This is a genomic window from Butyrivibrio sp. WCE2006, from assembly GCF_000701985.1.
Classification (GTDB): Bacteria; Bacillota; Clostridia; order Lachnospirales; family Lachnospiraceae; genus Butyrivibrio.
In genome coordinates, this window is the sequence record NZ_JNKH01000007.1 from 87,906 (window position 1) to 109,790 (window position 21,885).

The 21,885-nt window shown below is 40.1% G+C and carries 32 protein-coding genes; 30 read left to right on the top strand and 2 right to left on the bottom strand.

Features of this window, described 5'->3' with window-relative positions; translation table 11 throughout:
- The first annotated feature begins 185 nt into the window (after positions 1-185).
- From T501_RS06775 to T501_RS06800, 6 genes are all read left to right on the top strand, one after another.
- A complete protein-coding gene (locus tag T501_RS06775) occupies positions 186-749 on the top strand; it encodes a histidine phosphatase family protein (protein ID WP_044913954.1) in 564 nt (187 codons plus the stop codon).
- A gap of 116 nt (positions 750-865) precedes the next feature.
- Positions 866-1,303 carry a GNAT family N-acetyltransferase gene (locus tag T501_RS20075; protein WP_050008172.1) on the top strand — a complete coding sequence of 146 codons (438 nt, stop codon included), beginning with the start codon at positions 866-868 and terminating at the stop codon, positions 1,301-1,303.
- Positions 1,304-1,340: 37 nt separating this feature from the next.
- Complete coding sequence (locus T501_RS06785) at positions 1,341-1,928, top strand: GNAT family N-acetyltransferase (protein WP_044913955.1); 588 nt, start codon at positions 1,341-1,343, stop codon at positions 1,926-1,928.
- A gap of 81 nt (positions 1,929-2,009) precedes the next feature.
- Positions 2,010-2,447, top strand: coding sequence for a hypothetical protein (locus tag T501_RS06790; RefSeq protein ID WP_026511398.1), 438 nt, complete (start codon positions 2,010-2,012; stop codon positions 2,445-2,447).
- Positions 2,448-2,502: 55 nt separating this feature from the next.
- On the top strand, positions 2,503-3,543 hold the full coding sequence (locus T501_RS06795; protein WP_050008173.1) for a phosphotransferase enzyme family protein: 1,041 nt from the start codon (positions 2,503-2,505) through the stop codon (positions 3,541-3,543).
- Positions 3,544-3,577: 34 nt separating this feature from the next.
- Positions 3,578-4,309, top strand: coding sequence for a class I SAM-dependent methyltransferase (locus T501_RS06800; protein WP_026511400.1), 732 nt, complete (start codon positions 3,578-3,580; stop codon positions 4,307-4,309).
- Between the two features lie 134 nt (positions 4,310-4,443).
- On the opposite strand, the gene T501_RS20080 is transcribed toward T501_RS06800, so the two are convergent.
- Positions 4,444-4,893, bottom strand: coding sequence for a hypothetical protein (locus T501_RS20080; RefSeq protein ID WP_049945893.1), 450 nt, complete (start codon positions 4,891-4,893; stop codon positions 4,444-4,446).
- A gap of 276 nt (positions 4,894-5,169) precedes the next feature.
- Here T501_RS20080 and T501_RS06810 point away from each other — a divergent pair, with 276 nt between their 5' ends.
- The 10 genes from T501_RS06810 to T501_RS06850 all read left to right on the top strand — a co-directional run bounded on the left by T501_RS06810 (position 5,170) and on the right by T501_RS06850 (position 11,934).
- Entirely contained in the window at positions 5,170-5,664 is a 495-nt protein-coding gene (locus tag T501_RS06810; protein ID WP_442856349.1) for a methyltransferase domain-containing protein, read from the top strand.
- Positions 5,665-5,682: 18 nt separating this feature from the next.
- The gene (locus tag T501_RS06815; RefSeq protein WP_242845491.1) at positions 5,683-6,327 is read left to right on the top strand and encodes an L-2-amino-thiazoline-4-carboxylic acid hydrolase; all 645 of its coding nucleotides are present in this window, start codon (positions 5,683-5,685) and stop codon (positions 6,325-6,327) included.
- 123 nt (positions 6,328-6,450) lie between these two features.
- Positions 6,451-6,849, top strand: a complete 399-nt coding sequence (locus T501_RS06820) for a methyltransferase (RefSeq protein ID WP_050008174.1) — start codon at positions 6,451-6,453, stop codon at positions 6,847-6,849.
- A gap of 9 nt (positions 6,850-6,858) precedes the next feature.
- Positions 6,859-7,641: an alpha/beta fold hydrolase gene (locus T501_RS06825; RefSeq protein WP_442856350.1), complete on the top strand. Its 783-nt coding sequence runs from the start codon at positions 6,859-6,861 to the stop codon at positions 7,639-7,641.
- Positions 7,638-8,135 (top strand): hypothetical protein, encoded by a 498-nt coding sequence (locus T501_RS06830; RefSeq protein ID WP_044913957.1) that lies wholly within the window; start codon positions 7,638-7,640, stop codon positions 8,133-8,135. The genes T501_RS06825 and T501_RS06830 overlap by 4 nt, the downstream gene beginning before the upstream one ends.
- A gap of 32 nt (positions 8,136-8,167) precedes the next feature.
- Positions 8,168-9,106 (top strand): alpha/beta hydrolase, encoded by a 939-nt coding sequence (locus T501_RS06835; RefSeq protein WP_044913958.1) that lies wholly within the window; start codon positions 8,168-8,170, stop codon positions 9,104-9,106.
- On the top strand, positions 9,096-9,320 hold the full coding sequence (locus T501_RS06840) for an alpha/beta fold hydrolase (RefSeq protein ID WP_044913959.1): 225 nt from the start codon (positions 9,096-9,098) through the stop codon (positions 9,318-9,320). The genes T501_RS06835 and T501_RS06840 overlap by 11 nt, the downstream gene beginning before the upstream one ends.
- Before the next feature lie 54 nt (positions 9,321-9,374).
- The gene (locus T501_RS22375; RefSeq protein WP_255347424.1) at positions 9,375-9,497 is read left to right on the top strand and encodes a hypothetical protein; all 123 of its coding nucleotides are present in this window, start codon (positions 9,375-9,377) and stop codon (positions 9,495-9,497) included.
- Positions 9,498-9,515: 18 nt separating this feature from the next.
- Entirely contained in the window at positions 9,516-10,022 is a 507-nt protein-coding gene (locus T501_RS06845) for a hypothetical protein (protein WP_044913960.1), read from the top strand.
- Between the two features lie 508 nt (positions 10,023-10,530).
- The gene (locus tag T501_RS06850; RefSeq protein WP_044913961.1) at positions 10,531-11,934 is read left to right on the top strand and encodes an MATE family efflux transporter; all 1,404 of its coding nucleotides are present in this window, start codon (positions 10,531-10,533) and stop codon (positions 11,932-11,934) included.
- Between the two features lie 244 nt (positions 11,935-12,178).
- Here the strand turns inward: T501_RS06850 and mgrA are convergent, their stop codons facing one another.
- Entirely contained in the window at positions 12,179-13,168 is a 990-nt protein-coding gene (mgrA, locus tag T501_RS06855; protein ID WP_044913962.1) for an L-glyceraldehyde 3-phosphate reductase, read from the bottom strand.
- Positions 13,169-13,264: 96 nt separating this feature from the next.
- On the opposite strand from mgrA, the gene T501_RS06860 reads away from it, so the two are divergent.
- From T501_RS06860 to T501_RS06925, 14 genes are all read left to right on the top strand, one after another.
- A complete protein-coding gene (locus T501_RS06860) occupies positions 13,265-13,759 on the top strand; it encodes a MerR family transcriptional regulator (protein WP_050008175.1) in 495 nt (164 codons plus the stop codon).
- A 199-nt stretch (positions 13,760-13,958) separates the two neighbouring features.
- Complete coding sequence (locus T501_RS06865) at positions 13,959-14,624, top strand: phosphatase PAP2 family protein (protein ID WP_044913963.1); 666 nt, start codon at positions 13,959-13,961, stop codon at positions 14,622-14,624.
- Between the two features lie 11 nt (positions 14,625-14,635).
- Positions 14,636-15,241: a helix-turn-helix domain-containing protein gene (locus tag T501_RS06870; protein WP_026653972.1), complete on the top strand. Its 606-nt coding sequence runs from the start codon at positions 14,636-14,638 to the stop codon at positions 15,239-15,241.
- A gap of 22 nt (positions 15,242-15,263) precedes the next feature.
- Entirely contained in the window at positions 15,264-16,007 is a 744-nt protein-coding gene (locus T501_RS22505; RefSeq protein WP_050008176.1) for a CPBP family intramembrane glutamic endopeptidase, read from the top strand.
- Positions 16,000-16,194 carry a BUD32 family EKC/KEOPS complex subunit gene (locus tag T501_RS06880; RefSeq protein ID WP_330377008.1) on the top strand — a complete coding sequence of 65 codons (195 nt, stop codon included), beginning with the start codon at positions 16,000-16,002 and terminating at the stop codon, positions 16,192-16,194. Before T501_RS22505 ends, T501_RS06880 begins: the two co-directional genes overlap by 8 nt.
- Before the next feature lie 74 nt (positions 16,195-16,268).
- The gene (locus tag T501_RS06885; protein ID WP_050008177.1) at positions 16,269-16,715 is read left to right on the top strand and encodes a MarR family winged helix-turn-helix transcriptional regulator; all 447 of its coding nucleotides are present in this window, start codon (positions 16,269-16,271) and stop codon (positions 16,713-16,715) included.
- A 60-nt stretch (positions 16,716-16,775) separates the two neighbouring features.
- Positions 16,776-17,507: a 4Fe-4S binding protein gene (locus T501_RS06890; protein WP_022775674.1), complete on the top strand. Its 732-nt coding sequence runs from the start codon at positions 16,776-16,778 to the stop codon at positions 17,505-17,507.
- Positions 17,507-18,043: a PadR family transcriptional regulator gene (locus T501_RS06895; protein WP_022775675.1), complete on the top strand. Its 537-nt coding sequence runs from the start codon at positions 17,507-17,509 to the stop codon at positions 18,041-18,043. Before T501_RS06890 ends, T501_RS06895 begins: the two co-directional genes overlap by 1 nt.
- The gene (locus T501_RS06900) at positions 18,040-18,522 is read left to right on the top strand and encodes a flavodoxin family protein (RefSeq protein ID WP_044913964.1); all 483 of its coding nucleotides are present in this window, start codon (positions 18,040-18,042) and stop codon (positions 18,520-18,522) included. The genes T501_RS06895 and T501_RS06900 overlap by 4 nt, the downstream gene beginning before the upstream one ends.
- A gap of 98 nt (positions 18,523-18,620) precedes the next feature.
- Entirely contained in the window at positions 18,621-19,076 is a 456-nt protein-coding gene (locus T501_RS20705; protein WP_242845492.1) for a GNAT family N-acetyltransferase, read from the top strand.
- A 5-nt stretch (positions 19,077-19,081) separates the two neighbouring features.
- Positions 19,082-19,951 (top strand): GNAT family N-acetyltransferase, encoded by an 870-nt coding sequence (locus T501_RS06910; protein ID WP_044913965.1) that lies wholly within the window; start codon positions 19,082-19,084, stop codon positions 19,949-19,951.
- Between the two features lie 4 nt (positions 19,952-19,955).
- Entirely contained in the window at positions 19,956-20,210 is a 255-nt protein-coding gene (locus tag T501_RS06915) for a hypothetical protein (protein WP_050008178.1), read from the top strand.
- Positions 20,211-20,299: 89 nt separating this feature from the next.
- Positions 20,300-21,022 carry an ATP-binding cassette domain-containing protein gene (locus T501_RS06920; RefSeq protein ID WP_049945966.1) on the top strand — a complete coding sequence of 241 codons (723 nt, stop codon included), beginning with the start codon at positions 20,300-20,302 and terminating at the stop codon, positions 21,020-21,022.
- 11 nt (positions 21,023-21,033) lie between these two features.
- Entirely contained in the window at positions 21,034-21,771 is a 738-nt protein-coding gene (locus tag T501_RS06925) for an ABC transporter permease (protein WP_207641183.1), read from the top strand.
- The last annotated feature ends 114 nt before the right edge of the window (positions 21,772-21,885 follow it).

Below are 21,885 nucleotides of genomic sequence, written 5' to 3' on the forward strand. Positions count from 1 at the left end.
ATCGAATATATGTTCTATTAGATAATACAACTATTTCAGAGTTGTTTCAACCCGGTGAGATTCACGATTTTTCTGATATAATGGTCTGTATATGCGAATATTGTTACCCAAGATAAGACAGAGGAGAACAAATATCGCTGACCAGATGTAACTAACCTTCCAGCATAAATTACTAAGGGGATAAAATGACAAAAGTATTTTTTGTAAGGCATGCAGAGCCAAATTATGAAAATCATGATGACAGAATTCGCGAGTTGAGTCCTCGTGGAATGGAAGATAGGAAAAAAGTTACAGCGTTTTTAGCTGATAAAAATATAGATATAGTTGTTTCAAGCCCATTTAAGAGAGCTGTTGATACAGTTAAGGATTTTGCAGATAAAAATGGAATGATTGTTGAGATAGTTGAGGATTTTAGAGAGAGAAAGGTCGATAGTGGTTGGATAGAAGATTTTACTTCTTTTTCCAAAAAGCAATGGAGCGATTTTTCTTTCAAGTTATCAGATGGAGAGTGTCTTAAAGAAGTTCAGGAAAGAAATATATCTGCGCTTAATAATGTTCTGGAACAGTATTCAGGGAAAAATATAGTAGTTGGAAGTCATGGTACAGCCTTAAGCACCATCATAAATTTTTATGATAAATCTTTTGGCTATGATGATTTTGAAAATATAAGATTTCTGATGCCCTGGATTGTGGAATTTAGTTTTGATGAGTTAGGAAATTGTACAGGTATCAAACGTCATTCTGTTTGATTGAAATAAGTGTACTAAGGATGTGGAATATTTTATATATATAATTTAAAAAAGGATATGGCGAGTAGAACATATTAACTTTCAGTATAAACTTACTATCAGAGGAGGAGCGCGGTATGTTTGAAATAAAGGATTGTGGGGATTACGAAGAAGCGAAGAAGCTTATAAGGGAATACTCTGAGATAAAATGCGCTGAGAGCTGCTTTGTATCATTGGATAAAGAATTAGCTGATCTTGATACATATTATAAAGATGGCGCATTGTTGATCGGATTTGAAAATGAGAATCCTATAGCTACTATAGCAATTAAGCGTATTGATAAAGACACATGTGAGGCAAAAAGACTGTATATTAAGCCAGATTTTCGCGGCAAAGGTTATGCAAGAGTTCTTATGAATGAGATGCTGGATAGAAGCAGAAAATTAGGCTTTAAAGAGGTCACATTTACTACCAAACCAGAAGTGATGAGTGTTGGATATGGATTATACAAGCGCATGGGATTTGAAGAAGTAAATTGTACTGATGGCGTGGCTTCTATGAGAATGAATTTATAAGTTATATGTTCCAGTTTTACGATTGATGGAGATTGTTATGAAAAACGTGACTATAAAGAAATTGTCCTTAGAATTAAAAGACGATTACCTTGATTTTTTTGATAATCGAGCATTTTCTGATAATAATCCCAATGGACCTTGTTATTGTACTTCGCCGAATCAAGATGAAAAAGCTATAAAGCAAATGGTTAGTGAGTTCCAAGCGAATGGTGTAAAAGAAACCATTAGAAAATATGCAGTAGAGATGCTTGATAAAGGTAATATAAGAGGATATCTGGCGTTTGATGGTGATATATCAATAGGCTGGTGTAATGCAGCCGATATTGATAGTTACAAAGGATTTGTGCCGGATTTTGCCAGAGATAATATGTGCGGAAAAACAATCTCGATTGTGTGTTTTGAAATAGCTCCTGAATATAGGGGCCAATGTATAGCTTCAGCATTTATTGAACAAGTATGTGTAGATGCAAAGGCAAAGGGATATGTTGCTGTAGAAGGTTATGCCAAAGTTATTGAACATCGTGATGAGTATGATTTTACGGGACCTATCCATCTTTACGAAAAGGCTGGATTTTCCCAAATCATAGAGCAAAATGGTGTAGCTGTTATGAGGAAGTTGTTATAGACAATAGTGTGTAAATCTTAAGTCTAAAATAACTTTCAGTTTTAATGAACGAAGAATTAAAGCAAAGTGTGGAGGTTGTCTATGAAGGAGAAACCGAAGGTGGTATACCACGGCAGCCAGTATTTATTTGACATCCTGATGCCGCGACAGGCGAACGGACAATGTGAGGTTGAAGCCCAAATGGGGATTTACGCGGCAGCAACGATGGAGGAAGTAATTCCTTTTGCACTGCCGTTTCGCTTCTACCCGGACTGTCCTGAGGGAAAATTATCATTTGATTCTGACGGGATCAAAAGCTACCTGCGCTACGGGGCCATTAATCCAAACGGAAAAGGCTATGTATATGTTCTGCCGTCGGATTCCTTTGAACTTGTCGATGAATGGGAATGGCTTTCCAGAACACCGGTAAAGCCAATTAAAGTGATTGAGATTGCTGTCAAGGATTATTGGCATACGATTTCATTTTCCGAGGAGGCAGCAAAAATTCAGCGGGAGTTGTACGGCGATATCTCCGGATAAAAACCTTTGAATTCCTGGATAATCGACCAAGAAGAAAAGGATAAAAAATAATCATATGATGAAAAAAGATTTTTTAGTCAAAGCGGCGCAGCTTTACGGATTCGATACTGCCTCTGCCAAGGAAGTCCCCGGGCATGAAGGCGGAAGGAATCTGGTATTTATGATTGGGACTGATTCGGTACTCAGAGTGTCTTCTCTTTCAGATAGAAGCATTAAAGATTATGAGGCGGAAATCGAGTATGTACATTATCTTTCTGCAGGCGGAGCCAGTGTGGCAGATTCCATTCCCTCAGTGAAAGGTAATCGTATTGAAATTATCGATGAGAAGGCAGTTACCATGTTCGAGACTGCAAAAGGTGATCAGATAGCCGATCATGGTTACCGGTATATTGAAGAAGTTTCGATAGACGAGTACTTCTTTCTTACTGGCAAGGTTTTAGGGAAAATACATGCACTTTCAAAGAACTACAGACCGATTCATAAGCGTTTTGATTTCTTCGAGAAGTACAATGAAGACTATTTCGAGAGCCTTATTCCGGATGATTTCTTTTGTTTACATATGAAGAGGGGGCGTCGAGTTAAAGACAGACTGCATGAAATTCTGGAGGAACTGCGCAAACTTCCGCAGAACTCCGAAAACTACGGAATGGTTCACTTTGACTATAGCGATGGAAACTATAACATTGAGTATGATACAGGGAAAATCAATGTATTTGATTTTGATAATTGTCGTACTTGCTGGTATTTATATGATATTGCCAATTTATGGTCCCATGGTCTTGGGTGGATTGCCTGGAATGAAGACGCAGATGAAAGACGGGCATATATGGAAAAATATATGCAGATGGTCATTAATGGATACCGGACTGAGTGTACCATAACCGATGAAGAACTTGAGCATCTGGAAATGATGGTCAATGCAGTATTGATGGAAAATATCATTGATGTCTTTGAGGTAAAGAAGGCTTCCGGTGAAGAATTAGTTTTCGATGAGGAAGAAAGCTACAATGTGGAGTGCCTTGTGGAGGGGCTTAGTTGGTTTGGCTTCTACAGTGATATTTTTGACAACGAATCACCTTTTGAGGTAGAGATATAAAATTACTGTAAAACATGCTAAGGAAGTAGGAAAAATGGGAACAATTAGGGACTATAGAAACATGGTGGAACAACCCTGGGGAAAGATGTTCTACGAATTGATTTATGAACAACTGAATATTTCAGAAGAAAAAAGAGTAAGAATCCTGGATTTTGGAGCAGGATTTTGTATAACAGCAAATTATTATGCAAAGAATCACGAAGTTGTTGCTGTTGAGCCGAATGAGGAAATGTACAATCTGCGAGCGGAAGATAATGAGTATACTCTGATTACTCAAGGGGTGGATTATCTTAAGGCCGTTCCTGATAATTATTTCGATGTTGTTCTTTGTCATAATGTTTTGGAATACGTAGAAAACAGTGAAGCAGTTTTAGATCAATTGGTGAGAGTAGTAAAGCCGGAAGGAATTCTTTCTATAGTCAAACATAATCTTCTTGGTAGAGTTATGGGAAGTGCTGTGCTTGCTGATGATCCCAACGTAGCATTGGAACTGCTGAACAATATTTCCGAGGATAGCATGTTTGGAAATAGAAGTGTTTATAGTAACGAGTTACTTATTGAAACATTGTCTCATGATATGAAACTTTCCGATAGCTATGGAATAAGGACATTCTTCGGACTGTCTTCGAATAATGAGATCAAGCATACAAATGAATGGTATCAATCAATGCTTGCATTGGAAATCAAAACAAGTACTATGGAAGAATTTAAAAAGATTGCTTTTTTTAATCATTTGATATTTAAGAAGGAAACGAATAAACAATAACTCGGAATATATTCCAGAATAATTTACTTATAGATTTTTAACAATCTGTATATTTCATGCATTATGATGCATAACGTGAATAGAAACAGAAAGGCATTGGCGTTTGTACCAATGCCTTTTATAGGGGCAAAGATTTACGCCTGTGCGAGCTGTCTTCCAAGATCCTCACATTGTGAAACGGCATCATCATCCGGAGCATTGTTCGCAATTACGCCTTCACCACCAATGATGGATGCGCCTGCAGCAACCAGCCTGTCCTGCCAGTCTCTCATCCATTGGCCATCTCCCGAGCCGTAGGAAGCAGTTTTTTCATTTACCCCGAGATTGATGAAAAGACGAGTGAGGACAGTATGTCTTTCGTAAATCCGAGACGCAATTTTCTGCCCTGCTTTTGTGAGTTTGACAAAGCCGGTGTCATCTATTGTAATAAAGCCCTCAGCTTTGAGGATGTGCATGGCGCGGCTTACGGATGGTCTTGAATATCCGAGTTCTTCGCCTATATCTACTGCGCGTACATTTGCTGACTTCTTGGAAAGCACATGGATTGTCTCCAGATACATTTCTCCGGATTCCTGTAAAGACATCGAGATCCCCCTTCCTATGAGTAAAAGCATGGGATTGACAGGACAGCTTTAAGCTAATATTGAAGTTCCTTGATGAGTGGGGCAATAGATCTTGCTGAATAAGGATAGGAGATGAGACAGAAAAATACTGCAGTACTATTGAAAATGGAGTTAGTGAATGCTAACATTTAAGATAACTGATAATGATTTTCATGATATTAAATATCTATTAAAAACACCCGGTTAGTGCGGGCTTTTCTTTTGAGAATGGGTTAGCTTAAACTAACGAAATAATGTTTGGCTGGAAGTGATGGCATGATGAATAATGAGCAGATTGTTGAGGCTTTAAAAGAGAGCGGTATGAGAATAACCAGACAGAGAATGATAGTTGCAGATGTCATTGCGGATAATGACGGAGCCTGCTGCAAGGATATCTGCTGTATTGTACGAGGCAAGGGACGCTGCAAGGTTCAGCAGGGCGACGTTTCTAATCTGAACATGAATGAGCAGTATGATCTTGCAACAGCTTTTGAGACCATTTATTTCTGGCCGGGACTTGAGAAATGCTTTTCAGAGGTAAACAAGGCACTTAAGCCTGGTGGAATCTTCATGATTGTAAATGAGTCTGATGGAACTGATAAGGCGAGTCTACAGTTTGAGAGCATCATTGATGGCATGAAGTGTCATACAGTAGAAGAAATCGAAGGGGCTCTGAAAGAAGCGGGTTTTTCAAAGGTTAAGTCAGATCATCATGAGAGTAAACCGTGGATTACAGTCATTGCAAAGAAATAAGGAGTAGATGGCGCGGTTATGATGAAGTATAAAGGAACTTATCTGAAGCTCTTTTCGATAATGCTTAAGAAGTACCTGAAGGAACAATATGGATCTGAAGTAACAAAGAAAGCTCTTAAGGAATCAAAGACAATATATAAAGAAATGCTTGAAAAGGTGGATGATATTGGGGCAGATAATCCCATGGCGAGTAATATCTATTCCTGCTTTGTGTTTCTGGCCATATGGAAAGCTGCTGAGGGAGAAATCGATGTCGAAAGCTTCAGGACTGTGATAAAGAGATTCATAAAGAGTCCGATGGTCAGTAAAATCATGGGCAGAGCAGACTTAAACAGACCGGAAGATCTTAAGAAAGCAAAAGATAAATTTCATGCCATGCAGGACTGGGCTGATGCACATCCGCAGTATAAGGATAAGACCTGGGATTTTAACTTTGATGATACTAAGCATAAAGATGGCAGTTATTATCATTTCACCCGGTGTCCTTTAGAAAAATTTGCCAGGGAAAATGGATATCTGGAAGTACTGCCAATGTGCTGTGATATAGAGTATCTTTCTGTAGAAGCTTCTCACGGGGTGCTGCATAGAGATTATACTTTGGCCACCAGAGGCCATATCTGTGATTACTGGATCGTACCTGATAAGATAGCGAATCCTCAGTAAAGTTGGAGGATAAGGGATGGACAGAAAGATAAAAGCCTATTCGGGACTTACACGGCATGTAGAGTTTATCAGACATTCGGATTTATCAGATGGGCCTGCATGTCATGATGAGGTGATCAGAAAATGTTAAAGAACTACATGAAAGAAGGGCAGAAACTCCCTCTCTTTGGAGTCGGGCCATATATTGTTTATGGAATTGCTATGGTCAATGTAATAGGAATTATCTTGTTTGGCTATGTGCTTAAGATAGGAATTCTGTATGATTCATGGATACTTATTTTCCGAGTGGTTGGTACATTACTCATAATAATGGGAATCGGTGTATGGTATATAGGAGCTGTCCGGTCAGATATGGATGATTCTATAACAGAGAACAGGCTTCAGACCAATGGCATTTATTCATGGGTACGGAACCCGATGTACAGCGGCTTGTGGTTTGCGCTATCTGGGATTATCCCTATGGATGCTGACAGGAGCAGTATTATGTGCTCTGTTTGCAGGGCTCATCTTTGTGACCTTTAAAAGAGAGGAATGATAGGAAAAATGACGATACATGAATTTGGAAAAGATAATGATAAGGTCATAGTGTTGCTACATCCGTCCGTGGTTATGTGGGATTACTTCGAGTATGTGATTCCGCTTTTGGAAAAGAAATACCATCTGATAATTCCTGCACTTCCGGGGTATGACCCTGACAACAAGAGCGATTTCACAAATGTTGAAGAGATCTCAGCAGAACTGGAAGAATGGCTGAACCTGAACGGACTGAGCAATGTGACGTGTCTTTACGGCTGCTCCATGGGTGGAAGCATTGTAGTCAGGATGCTTGCAGGCAACAAAGTGACAATACAGAGTGCAGTAATCGATGGTGGTATTACTCCATATCAGCTTCCTTGGATCGTTACAAGATTGATAGCAATAAAGGATTTTTTGTTGATATACACAGGAAAACTTGGTGGAACAGAGCTGTTGGAAAAAGCTTTTTCTACTGATGAACTGTCAGAGGAAGATGTGCAGTACGCAGCAAAGGTCCTTAAGATGATTAGCGCTAAAACAATCTGGAGGACATTTGAATCCTGCAACAATTATTCCATGCCGAAGTATATCCATACTGACTGTAAATACATAGAATATTGGGTTGCAGAAAAAGAGGTAAAAGATAGAAAGTGGGATGTGGAATATATAAAAAAGATCTTTCCACATACAATATTTAGAAAGATCAAGGACACAGGCCACGGAGGGCTGGCTCCATTTAAGCCGGAAAAGTTTGTGAGGGGGATTGAGAAGATCATAAGGCAGGGGGATAAGAGATGATTCTAACTATATTTCTGACAATAATATTTTGCGTGGCTATAACACTGATGATGTTTTCTGCCGTAGCATTTATTCAGGATAAGAAGTTCTTTTCTTCAGCACCGAAAGAGGCGCAGGAGGCTATTTTGCCAAGGGAAAAAGAATTATTCTACGGTGCCAGGACAATCGGCTGGACTTTAATGATATTCAGTTTTCTGATGATACTGGGGGTAGGCTTTATCTCAATCTGGGACGGTTTCAGGAGTGGTTACACGTTTGGACAGTTCTTTTTCAGATTCGTCTTTATATTCGCTGCCTACAAAATCTACGACATGGTCTTTTTTGATTACTTCCTGCTTATGAAGTTCCATTTTTTCCAGTATTACTATCCTGAGGTGGAAAGTATGTATGCGAATAGAAAGTATGGCTATAACATCAAGAGGCAGTTATTAAAGCTGTTGATCATATTCCCGGCAGCATCAGTACTTGCAGCCTGGATATGTACATTGTTTTGAAAAATAAGATTTTTTATGTGGGGAACGAAGTAATGAGCGTTAAATACGAAATTCTTAAACGGGTAGTAAAAACTGCAGGACTCAAAAAGATGTGGGAGGGAAAATCTGCCGCAGAAATTGTTGCTGAGAAGAAAAAAACAAATGCCAAAAACTATATTCCTGAACTGAAAGATTCTGATTTTGATATAGATAAGATCCAAGTAATGGGTTTCACAGTGATCAGAATGAAGCACAAAGCTAAGGCAGTTCATGCAAATCTTTTTATCATTGGCGGTGGAATGGTAATGGCGCCAAGACCTGACGCTGTCAAGAAAGCACTGCGCTTTGCCAGGGAAACAGGCGTAGATGTGTATGTGCCATATTATCCACTTTGTACCGATTATCCTCTGACAAAAGCATACGCCATGATCCATGAGACATATAAAGTGATGCTAAGGGATTATGATGCTGAGAACATCTCAGTTTTAGGCACATCATCAGGCGGGAATCTTGCGCTTGGAATAGTCCCATACATCAATGATGGACATGATGACACCCCAATGCCGGGATATATCCTCGCAATTTCGCCCGGAACCTGTGTTGAAACGGACGAAGAGTGGCAGAGAATGCTTGAACTGGATAAAAAAGATGTGGCAATTCCGGCAAGCTATATGAGAACCGCTGTGGATATCATGAGACATGGCGATTTGTCAGTTCCTGAATACATGATATGGCTTCAAAAGGCCGATTTTACCAATTGTCCGCAAGTGACTTTTGTTTATGGCTCCGAAGAAACGTTGTATGCCTGCGCTCCATCTTTCGAAAAAGTCATGCAAAAATATGGAGTGGATTATGAGATGATCGTAGGCGAAGGCATGTTCCACTGCTATCCGGCATTCCCAATAGTGAAAGAGGCCAAGGAAGGCTGGGATAAGATGGTGGATTTAATCAGAAATACTACAAAACAGAGGAGTATGAAAAATGCAATTTGAAGAAATTGGGAATATGTCAGGAAAGACGCTTATGCTGCTTCCCGGGAAATGCTGTGACTGGCAGACAAACTTTGGAACAGTAATCGATAGGTTATCAGAGAAATATCATCTTATATGCGTGAACTATGATGGGTTTGATGGAAGTGATGGTATCTTTCCTGATATGATTACGGTAACAGAGAAAATCGAGAAATATATGCGGAGCTGGTACTGAGCGCTATAGATGAATTTATGGAAATGGCAGTTTGAGGGTAATACGGGGGTGACTATGGTTCTAATATTAGAGTGCATTGTGGTTTGCTTTATACTATTTCTTCCCTGCGTTGTTGTTATAGCAAATGGAACAGAACAGGGAGCCTTTTTGTATGAAAAAGATGTGCAGGTATTATGAGGGAGGGAAGCAGGTAACATGGTTTGGTATGTATTGGTAATTGAAGCGATAGTATTTGCAGTATTATTTACAACAATTCTTTTTGTGACTTTTCACGGAGACAGAATGTACAGCCCGGCTTGTATCCATAATTACCCGCCTGATATTCAAGAAGAATACTTCAAAACACATGAAAGAGTGGATGTTTCATATAAATCAAAAAAGGTAGTACTGGCGAAGTCCTGTGGAATAATCATGTTTACAGTTATTCTTACCATATGCGCGAAGATTGCCGGGGCAGTTACATTTTGGCAGGGATTCGCGATCGCTTTTGGACTCATGGTATGGATTGGAGCCTATGACACACTCTTTCTGGACTGGGTGCTATTTGCAAATATGAAAATGTTCAGGCTGGAAGGAACAGAGCACATGGACAAGGCTTACCATCAGAAGTGGTTTCATTTAAAAGGTGCTATATTCCCGGGGCTGTTGTTTGCACTAATTCCGGCAGCGATTGTAGGACTGTTCATAAGTTTGATGGGGTGAATAAGAAAAGAGCTTTGAGTAAGTGGTAAGTCAGGAACATAGTATCAACTGATTGCTGACCTGAAGCTTTCTAGAAAATCTTTTGCCAAGTATATATAGAAGCTATAAGTTTCCATGATAAAGTGGTTGAAGAACAATGATTCTTGAAAATGTCATCCGATTATAAGCATGATATTATTATAATGCGCATGGATTTTGAAAATCTTCAGGATTATTTGTGATTGTTGCCTATTACTTCAAATCTTAAAATGAGTAAAATAAAAAACAGAGCTAAAGAAAATAGAATATTGGTTGTCGGTGGTGCTCCGGCAATCAGGTTGTAACTGGACGCGTGTGAAGTGAAGACCTTTGCATGCGTTTTTTTTATATCATAGGAAATTGCTTCCTATGATATAAAAAGACACTCCGTGGGATGCGCAGCTCGCGGAGATGAAAGTTAATTGCTGCGCAATACCGCTCGCGCGCGGATTTCGCAAGCGAAATCCTATTTGATTATGGAGGTAAAACAATGCATCAGAACACAAACAGATATCTTGCAGAAGAGAAGATAGGAAAACTTCTGCTTAAATTTTCAATCCCGTGTATCATGTCGCTTCTCGTATCTGCACTCTACAACATAGTGGATCAGATATTTATCGGAAGAGGTGTGGGTTATCTTGGTAATGGCGCTACAAATGTTGTGTTCCCGATAACAGTCATTTCACTTGCTATCGCACTTATGATAGGTGATGGATGTGCAGCTTACCTTAGCCTCTGCCAGGGCAAAAAAGATATTGAGAGTTCAAATAAAAGTGTTGGCAATGCTGTGACTTTGCTTGTACTTACTGGTATAGTGATGACAGCTGTCTTTGCAGTGTTTAAGAATCAGATTCTAACAGCATTTGGTGCAACAGAAAACAATTTTGCTCTTGCCGACGAGTATTTTAATTTCATAATAATAGGAATTCCTTTCTTTGTAGTTGGAAATGGGATTAATTCGATCATCAGGGCGGACGGCAGTCCTAAGTTCGCAATGATAACAACGCTGATCGGATGTCTTCTTAATGTAATCCTAGATCCGATTGCCATATTTGTTCTTGGCTGGGGGATAATGGGAGCTGCCCTTGCAACGATAACCGGACAGATAGTGACGGCAGTCTGCGGCCTTGTATATCTTACGAGAGCAAAGTCTGTGAAGCTTGATAAAAGGAGCTTTATCCCCGACAGAAATATTATTTCAAAGTTTATGCCTCTTGGAATCAGCAGTTTTCTTACACAGATTTCGATTGTGGTTATCATGGGAGTAATGAACAATGTTCTCGTCACCTATGGTGCAAGAAGCAAATATGGTGCAGATATTCCTCTCACAGTTGTGGGAATAGTCATGAAGGTATTCCAGATAGTGATCTCTGTATGCATCGGAATAGCAGCAGGATCTCAGCCTGTCATAGGATATAACTATGGAGCAGGAGAGTATAATAGGGTAAAAGAGCTGTTTACCACAATAGTAAAAGCAGAGGCAATAGTAGGAGCGGTCGCACTTGTCCTCTTTGAGGCATTTCCTCTTCAGATAACCGCGATATTCGGAAGCGAAGACGGACTATACAACGAGTTTGCTGTAAAGGCATTTAGGATATTCTTGTCAATGATAATCTTCACATGCATCCAGAAGTCGGTAAGCGTTTTCCTGCAAGCACTTGGCAAACCTTCTATGGCAATGGGGCTCTCACTCCTTAGAGAATTTATCCTTAGTGTTCCTCTTGCAATAGTCCTGCCCATGTTCTTCGGTGTAGAAGGAGCATTATATTCTGCACCTATTGCAGATGTTGGAACACTTATCGCTGTAGTGATCATGTCCGCTATAACATTGAAGGAACTTAATAAAAAAATATCTGAGGAACCTGTAGCTGAGCCAATCACTGATGCGGCTTAAAGGTTCCGGGAAATAGCAAGGGTCATGTTTCGGTTGATATAAACTGATACGACTATGAACCAGGAACTCGTTCTACAGCCATCTTGATACCGCTTTTGAATTACACTAAATGACCATGCAGTTCAAATCTGAATGCTCGTGCAGTTCAACCGGAATTTTCATATATATGCCTGCCGGTGGCTTTTTCAAAAAATGAGCTTCAGCCCGATCAGGACTGAGGCTCATAATTTTATTGGTTATTGGTTTATAAAGCAATCTCATCTATACGGCGGAGTTCTTCGTCAGTGAAGCTTATATTCTTGAGTGCGGCAATATTGTCAAGGATCTGTGAAGGTTTAGAAGCACCGACAAGTACACTTGTTACGATTCCGTCGTGAAGTAACCATGAAACTGACATCTCTGCGAGAGTCTGACCTCTGCTTTCTGCAATTTCGTTCAGAGCCTTGATACGGCGGAGCTTATCTTCGGAAACGTGTTCAGCCTTAAGGAAGCGTCCGTCTGTCATTACACGGCTGTCTGCCGGAATACCATTCAGATAGCGGTTAGTCAGAAGTCCCTGAGCAAGCGGTGAAAAACAGATGATACCTTTGCCCAAACGGTGAGCAGTTTCTTTAAGACCGTTTCTTTCAACCGTACGGTCAAAAATATTGTAGCAATTCTGATTGATGATGAAAGGGACCTTCATTTCGGTAAGAAGGGCTGTGGCTTTTTCGAGTGTAGGGCCATTGTAATTGGATATTCCGACATAGAGAGCCTTGCCGCTATCAACAGCTGATTTAAGGGCTCCCATCGTTTCCTCGAGTGGAGTATTCGGATCCATTCTGTGATGGTAGAAGATGTCAACATAGTCCACGCCCATACGCTTGAGAGACTGGTCGAGACTGGCTAAAAGATATTTTCGGCTTCCGAAGTCACCATAAGGACCCGGCCACATAGCATATCCGGCTTTGGTAGAAATAACAAGTTCGTCTCTGTAAGGCTTAAGATCTTCTTTAAGGATCTTACCGAAATTACTTTCTGCACTTCCCGGCTCCGGACCGTAATTGTTGGCAAGATCAAAATGTGTAATACCGTTATCAAAGGCTGTGAAGCACATTTCTCTCATGTTGGAAAACTGAGATGTGTTTCCGAAATTGTGCCATAGACCAAGGGATACTGCCGGCAGTTTCAAGCCGCTTAAGCCGCAGCGATTGTAGATCATATGGTCGTATCTTGATTCTTTTGCTATATACATAAAGCAACCTCCTTTTTTTTCTTCTTTTCAAATCATACAAGTTAAAGCATACTTTAAGTCAATAGGTATTTTAAAATTTTTAGGGAGGAGAAGAATATGAATGAATATACGATTTCGGATGTTTCAAAAGATCTTGGGATTCCGTCATCCACGCTGAGATATTATGAAGAAATCGGGATATTAAAAGGAGTAGCGCGTAATGCTTCAGGTAAGCGCGTCTATAAGCGTGAGCATATAGATCGACTTAATGCGATCAAGTGTTTTAAAGGTGCGGGAATGACGATGTCTGATATAGTGGCATTTTTCAAATATGAGGACACCGGATACGAGGCGATAGATAATATGATGGAACTGCTTAAAGACAGAGAAATAAAGGTCAGAGAACAGTTTCGACTACTTATGGCATCTTATGCTCATCTGCTTAGAAAGATAGATTATTACGGCGATATTGAAAAGTTTGTAAAGTCCGGATGCAAAGGAAAAGCTCCTGTGTGGGAGGATTATCTTGGCGATTATGATTCTAAAGCAAGATGTAACTATGTCACAGAGATGGAGTTTAATGAAAAAGCACTCTCACTTCCAACAGAGTGAGAAATCAAGAAATATAATATCAGTGATTTTTAGGTCGTTATCCGTGTAGATGACGACCATATTTTTATTGTGTGATATGCTTGTTTATGCAGATGATACGAATCGTGTCATACATGTCACCAAGCGTTTCTTTAGTTTTTTCATGATTCTTGTTACGGTTCATATAGCCTCGCGAACAAAACAGAAAGGATTATGAGAAATGAAAAGAAAAGGATTTAAGAGTTTATTATTTGGAGCATTGTATTTAATTGTATTTGTAGTCTGGACATTACTGATCCAAATCGTTGATGTTCAGCCTGTCGGGCAAAATGGGACAGACATAGGTTTTGCCACGATCAACTGCTATTTTCACAAATTGACCGGGGTTCATATGGTCATATACACCATAACTGACTGGTTGGGACTTGTGCCTATATTCATATGTCTGATATTTGCAGGTATCGGTCTTACCCAGTTGATACAAAGGAAGAGCCTGTTTAGAGTCGATTACGACATAATAGTACTTGGGATATACTATATTATAGTGATATTTGGATATCTGATATTTGAAATGATCCCAATCAATTACAGACCGGTCCTGATAGATGGATTTATGGAGGCATCTTATCCATCGTCTACAACACTCTTGGTATTAAGCGTCATGCCTACGCTCTGGTTTCAGGCGAAAAGAAAGATGAAGAATGAAGTCGTACTGAAATATGTATGCGTCTTTTCTGCGTTGTTCTCCATTTTTATGGTTGTAGGAAGAACCGTAGCTGGAGTTCATTGGCTGACAGATATCATGGGATCAATTCTCTTGAGTACGGGATTATTTCTTTTATACAGGGCTGTTGTTCTTATCATTGATGACAAAGCAAAAGCCTGACAGGGGGTAAAATGGAGTTTGGCGAAAAACTGCAGGAACTTAGAAAGAATAAAGATATGACTCAGGAAGAGCTGGCAGAGGCTTTATATGTTTCAAGGACTGCAATTTCCAAGTGGGAGTCAGGTCGTGGGTACCCGAGCATAGATTCGTTAAAAGAGATATCGAGATTCTTTTCAGTATCTATAGACGAACTTTTGTCGGCAGAAAAGATGGTATCGATTGCCGAAAAAGAGAATAGGGACAATATCAGATATATTTGCGATATGCTTCTTGGAATCATAGATGTGCTTGCGATGATAATGATTGTCCTGCCCATATATCCCAATAGGATCGATGGTGTCTATTATGCGGTGAGTCTTCCTGATTATGTTCAGGCAGGAAGACTGAAGTGTATGCTCTACTGGGCTGTTTTTATTTTGTTGGTAATCATCGGAGCAGTTAAGATTCTTTTGACAAGACTGAGGCAGGAAAGGGGAAGCAGGATAATTACAGCCATATCAGTGATAGTGGGAATTACCGCAGTACTTCTTCTCGCAATGGGCAGGGAAGCCTATGGAGTTTCAATGCTGTTTCTGATGATTGTGGCAAAGGGAATTGTGATCTACAAAATGAGATAAATCATGTGTTTCAGGAGGGATTATGTCAAAGCATTTAGTAAGGAATACAGTTTTAGCAACAGTTACGGTTCTTTTGTTCTACTTTGCCCAGGGGGCTGCGGTGGTCATGGGACAGCTTGAGGGTCTTAAGGCTATTACAGCACAGGCGGCTATTATATGGAGCTGTGCATTAGTAGCAATTGCATTTTTTCTTGTCAAGGATCACAGTCTTAGAGGGCTTGGCTTTCAGAAGCCCGTGAGCGGTATGGCTACAAGGTTTTTGTATTACGTTCCACTTATAATTGTAGCCCTGGCTGCTTTTGCCGGTGGAATCATGTCTGATGACAGCGGACTGTTTATTCCTAATCTTATATTTACACTGGGGATAGGACTGACAGAGGAACTATACTTCAGGGGCATCATTTGCAATATGTGGAATGAAAAGGAGACAAAGGCCATCATTATTTCATCAGTTCTTTTTGGAATGAGTCATCTGCTGAATGTAATGGGTGGGGCTGGACTTGCAGAAACACTTTTGCAGATGGCGTTTGCATTTACCTACGGAGTTGTAATGGCTTTTGTGATCCTCAGGACAAAGAGTATCTGGCCATGCATTTTGCTACATGCATTTCATGATTTCTGCGGTTTCATCACGAATGAAGGTAATATGAAACTGAACATAATAGTTGGAACTATCCAGTTTGCAGTGCTTCTGGCGTATTGCATATATCTGGTAGTTAAGATCAGATGGACCCTGATTATTAAGACAGGTAAAAGCAATGTGTGAACTCCTATATCCTGCAAAGACCAATATTGATTATTTCCCGACGAATTTTGTTGTTCATGATGGAGAGCTTTTCTATATTGATTATGAGTGCAATGATTATATGGAAGAGTGGAACTTCGAGAACTGGGGAATAAAATACTGGTCAAAAACTCCGGAGTTTTTGGAATACTATAAGGAGTATATGTAGATTGTAAGGCGATTATTACCCGGGTATAATTGTGAGAGACATATTTACTAATAACCAAAAAGAAGTGGGTTGATATGAAGGATTACAGAGAGCTTGCATGGCAAATGGAACGGATAATCCATAAATATACACAGTTTGAAAAGAAACCTCAGAAGTACTGCAAAGGGCTTATGTTGACTCAGCCTGAGATTCATACAGTGGCGATAATAGGTGATCAGGAAGGAATCAGTGTGACAGGTCTTGCAAAGGTGCGTGGGATTACCAAAGGTGCTGCATCCCAGATGGTCTACAAACTGGTTGATAAGGGACTTGTGGAGAAAAGAGTTTCTCCAAACTCTGATTCAGAGCTTAATCTGTATCTCACAAAGCTTGGGAAGAAGGCCAGGGCAGAACACAGGAAAAAACACGAGACAATGGGAGAAAAGTTTTCTGAAATCATGGATGGAATCTCTGAAGAAATGCAGGATGATATGCTCAAAGTTTTAAAGAGCTTTGAAGAAGAACTTGATAAGCTTCAGTAATCTGAGGTATAATATATATCAAAATGATATATCTAATTGATATATGCGAAGGAGTGTTCAATGAAGCGTCAGACAATAAGAAGAACGATTATTTTCATATCATTCCTGCTGTTTCCAATAACAGCGTGGTACTTTTCACCATACCTGATAATCATGGCAGCATCAGAACATATCATGAACGGAAGCTTTATAGTCTTTATGAGCTTGCTTATTTTTTCGGTGTTCTTTGGACGTGCCTTTTGCGGATATCTCTGTCCTGCAGGAGGGCTACAGGAATGTGTAGCAAGATGCAATGATAAGTCCGCGAAGCAGGGCTGGAGGAATAAGATTAAATACGTTATCTGGATACTGTGGATCTCCGCTATAGTTGTGACTTTCATCCTCGGGAAAAACCATGTAACCATAGATCCGTTTTTCATGACAGATCACGGTATTTCAGTGACAGAAATACATAACTATATTATCTATTACGGAGTACTTCTGATATTGGTTCTTCCGTCACTGATACATGGAAGGAGAGCAACATGCCATTATCTTTGCTGGATGGCGCCATTTATGGTGATTGGGAGCAGCATAGGTCGTTTTCTTCATGTCCCCCAGCTTCATGTTGAAGCATCTGCAGCGGACTGTATTTCATGTAACAGGTGTTCAAAGGCATGTCCAATGGGGCTTGACGTCGCACATATGGCAAAGGAAGGCAGCAATTCAAAGTGCACCGAGTGCATATTGTGCGGAGCTTGTGTTGATGAATGTCCGAAAAAAGTTCTAAAATACTGTTGGAGGTGGAAATAATGGCCAAAGACAGAAAGATAGACATGGTGATTCTGGGCTTGTTATCCCATGATGATCTGACCGGATATGATATAAAAAAACAGATCGACGGAAGTATAAGGTTCTTCTGGAAGGGAAGCTTTGGTAGCATTTATCCCGCTCTTGCGGAACTGGAAAAACAGGGCAGCGTAAGGCGCCTTAAGGGTAATGACAGTGGCGGCCGGGAGAAGATCATTTACAGCATTACCGGTCAGGGAAAAGAGATACTCAGAGCATGGGTAAGAGACGAGAAGGCAAGCAACGATCTTAAATATGAGACTTTGATGAAACTGTTTTTCGGAGGGGTTGAAAGTAAAGAGACAGCACTTAGGAATATAGAAGTCTTTGAAGAACAGATAAAGGCTGACCTTAAGGTATTACAGGTATATAAGGCTAATATTGAAAAAGCACTTGATGAAGAAGATCATGTTTATTTCTATCTTACGATACTGTTTGGAATAGAAACCTATGAGGCATATTTGAAATGGTGCAACAAAGCAAGAAAGGTTCTGGCATGAAAAGGATTATAATTTATTTCTCATTAGAAGGTAACACAGAGTATATAGCAGATGAACTGGCAAAGGTACTTCCAGCAGATAAATTAAAACTTGTTCCAAAGAAAGCGTATTCGACCAGTGGATTCTCAAAGTTTTTCTGGGGTGGGAAGAGTGCTGTTATGGCAGAAAAGCCCGAGCTTGAGGCATACGATCTGGACGTGTCAGCTTATGATGAGATTATTCTTGGATTTCCTGTTTGGGCAGGAACGTTCACGCCTCCGCTTCGGACGTTTATTTTGGAGAATAAAGAGAACTTGAAAAATAAGACTATAGCTGCATTTGCCTGCCAAAGCGGTTCCGGGGCAGAGAGAGCTTTTTCTAAGCTAAAGGACTGCATTGGAATCACCAGCTTTGCCGCGACTGCGATTTTCATTGATCCGAAAGATAAACCTTCAGAAGATAATACGCATAGACTCAGCGAGTTTTGTCAGATGCTATAGCAGAATTAAAAGTAGTGTAAAACAGACCTATATCCGTGTAAAGGTAGGTCTGTTTTTGGTTTTAAGATAATATGAAATCAGGAGAAATAAAGAGGAGAATGATGATAAAAACAGAAAGAATAAAGATATATCCCGCTAGTAGGGAGCAGATGGAAAGAATAATCCAGGCGGAAAAGGATGATGAGCTTAAGAAGGCATATGGTGAAATGCTGGAGGGGTGCCTTACGCATCCGGATCAGTGGGACTGGTATGCCATGTGGATGATTGAAAAGACAGATGGAACACATATCGGAGATCTGTGTTTCAAGGGGCTTGAGGAGAAAAATCCTGAAATCGGATACGGAATTTTAGATGAGTTTCAGGGACATGGCTATGCAACAGAGGCTGTGAGCCTGGCAATAAAATGGGCATTTAAACATCCGGAAATAGTGGCGGTTGAGGCAGAGACAGATCCTGACAATTCGGCGTCTCAAAGGGTGCTGATGAAATGTGGATTTGAAGTGAGTGGAGAGATCGGAGAAGAGGGTCCCAGGTTTATTGTGTATAAGGAGTAGGAATAATGTATTTCAAGAAATATGCAGATAATGATTATGAGGCAGTATGTGATTTCCTTATAGAACTAAATGCTCGAGATACAAGCCATATTAATTGGAACTGGGCGAGATTTGAGTGGATGTATGAGCATCCGGAATTCAATAAGGAATTGATTGAGTCCATTGGGCTTTGGCTTGATGATGGTAACGTTGTTGGTGCAGCAATCTATGATATGTATTTCGGTGAGGGATTTTGTGGAGTCTTACCTGATTATAAGCAGTTATATCCTGAAATATTAGATTATGCCTGCACCAATCTCATGGATGATTCTGGATTTTCCCTTGCAGTCTGCGATGACAACACAGATGAAATAGATTTGGTCTTAAACAAGGGCTTTATCAGGAATGAGCAAACAGAAAATATCATGGAGCTGGACCTGGAAAGGGAATTTGGAGCTCCTTTGCCAGAGGGCCTTAAGTTTGTGAACCCGAATCCTGTTAAGGATATTTATGAGCTATCATGGCTTTTTTGGCAAGGGTTTGATCACGGAGAAGATAAACAAAAGTTTGAAAAAGAAGGGATCGCTACCCCAAGGGCGCGTAGGCACTTTAACAGGGATCTCTGTGTGGCTGCATGCAATGAGGAGGGAGAACTCATTTCCATATGCGGTCTATGGTATAACCCCAAGACGGACTACGTGTATGTAGAGCCTGTCTGTACTATCCCAAGCTATAGGGGAAGAGGAGTAGCTAAGGCTGTAATTCATGAAGCGCTGAGTAGGGCAAAAAGGTTAGGTGCTAAGAGAGCTTTTGTAATATCAGACATGGATTTTTATTCCAGACTCGGTTTCAGAAATAAATACCACTACAGTTTTTATCAAAAACAAGGGGATTGAGAAAATGTCCAATAACATAGTATTAGCTACAGACAGTGACAGAGAGCAGTTAATGACTTTATACAAAGAGCAGGTTGGAAGAGAGTTTTGCGCATGGGATGAGGACTATCCTTCTACAGAAACCATAGATTTTGATCTTTCAAGAGATGCTTTGTTTGTCATGAAAGAGAATGATGCAATCATAGCTGCAATTTCCATAGAGATAGATGAAGACGTGGGCTTCAATGTTGTAGGTGAATGCAGTGTAAAACAGGCCTAATGCGGTGTACGCTAAGGCCTGTTTTTCTTTGCGTGTTAGAGTAGGCATATGAAGAAATGACTGTTTTCGCAGAGAAAGGAAGGAACAAAATGAGAAGTTATCTGGAAACAAAAAATCTGACTAAACAATACGGTTCCTTTGAGGCTGTTAAGGATATGAATATTCACATTGACAGAGGTGAGATTTACGGTCTCATTGGTCCCAACGGAGCAGGAAAAACAACACTTATGAAGATGCTGGTCGGATTCGCAACTCCGACCAGTGGAGAGATTGAAGTTACTGCAGGCGATAATTACCTTACAAAGGTCGGATGTCTTATTGAGAGTCCGGGAATATACGGGTATCTCAATGCTTTTGACAACATGAAACTTAGAGCAATTTCAATGGGATTACATGACCAGAAAGAAATACTGGACATTCTTGATTTTGTAGGATTGTCAAGAGAACCCAAAAAGAAGGCAGGAAAGTTTTCCCTGGGCATGAAGCAGAGGCTTGGAATTGGCATGGCTCTACTGGGAAGCCCTGAGTTTCTCATACTGGATGAACCAATTAATGGACTTGACCCCCAGGGAATAATCGAGATGAGAGAGCTTATAAAGAGGCTTAATGAAGAAAAGAACATGACGATTATGATATCAAGCCATATACTTGGAGAACTTCAGAAGGTTGCGACGGTATTTGGCATCATTTCAGAAGGAAAGCTTGTAACAGAGGTAACTGCTGAGGAGTTAAAGAACAGCTATATTGGCGAGGCTGATTCTCTCGAAGAATTCTATTTGGATATTATCAGGAAAGGACAGAAGGCATGCTAAATCTTATAAAAATGAACCTATACAGATTATTTAAAACAAGAGTTTTTTATGTGATGCTTTTAACCACTGTAATTTTGACCGGACTTCTGGCAGGAATGGAAACCGAGTCTGCTTCAACCTTCGGAGAGTTCTATGCAAGCTTTGCATCTTCCGGATACGTTCTGATCATGGTAGGTGTATTCGCAATTGTTTTTTCAGAAGAAGAGAGAAAGAGCGGATTTTTAAAAAACCTTCTGACGACCCGCAGCGGGAAGAAGAACATTTTTTTTGCTAAGATCCCGGTGGTGTTTCTGTACTCCCTTTTTATGTTTCTGGGGGAACTTGTTGCATCATGGTTTGGAAGTCTTTTCTGGGCACCGGGTATTTACTTTGGCCGTATTGACTCACTTATAAGCTTCATAACATTCGAAGTGATGCTTCATACAGTATTTGGCATCGCTATGATGGCTCTTTATGAAATTACCAGAAATACCATCATACCAACCATTATTACTATCTTTGGTTCAGCAAATCTTCACGGAATGCTTATTAGTTTTCTTGAAACAAAGCTCGTGTCCAGGATCCCGGCCCTTGCGGGCTTTATGGATAAATATGGTCTTTCAAGGAACTTTATTGTGACTAAGACTAAAGACCTTGGAATTAGCGGAGTATCTGTTTCCTATGTGAATATAATCGTGGTTATTGTGATAGGGCTGATATTATACTCTGTCATGGGAACGTTCATATTCACAAAGAGAGATACGATATAAGGGGAAAAAATTGAGATGAAAACAAAGACTAAAAAGAATAAGCTGCCAATTATCATAATTACAGCCTTTATAGTGACTGATATTCCCCGGTTATGGCGATTCTTCCCATGGCAT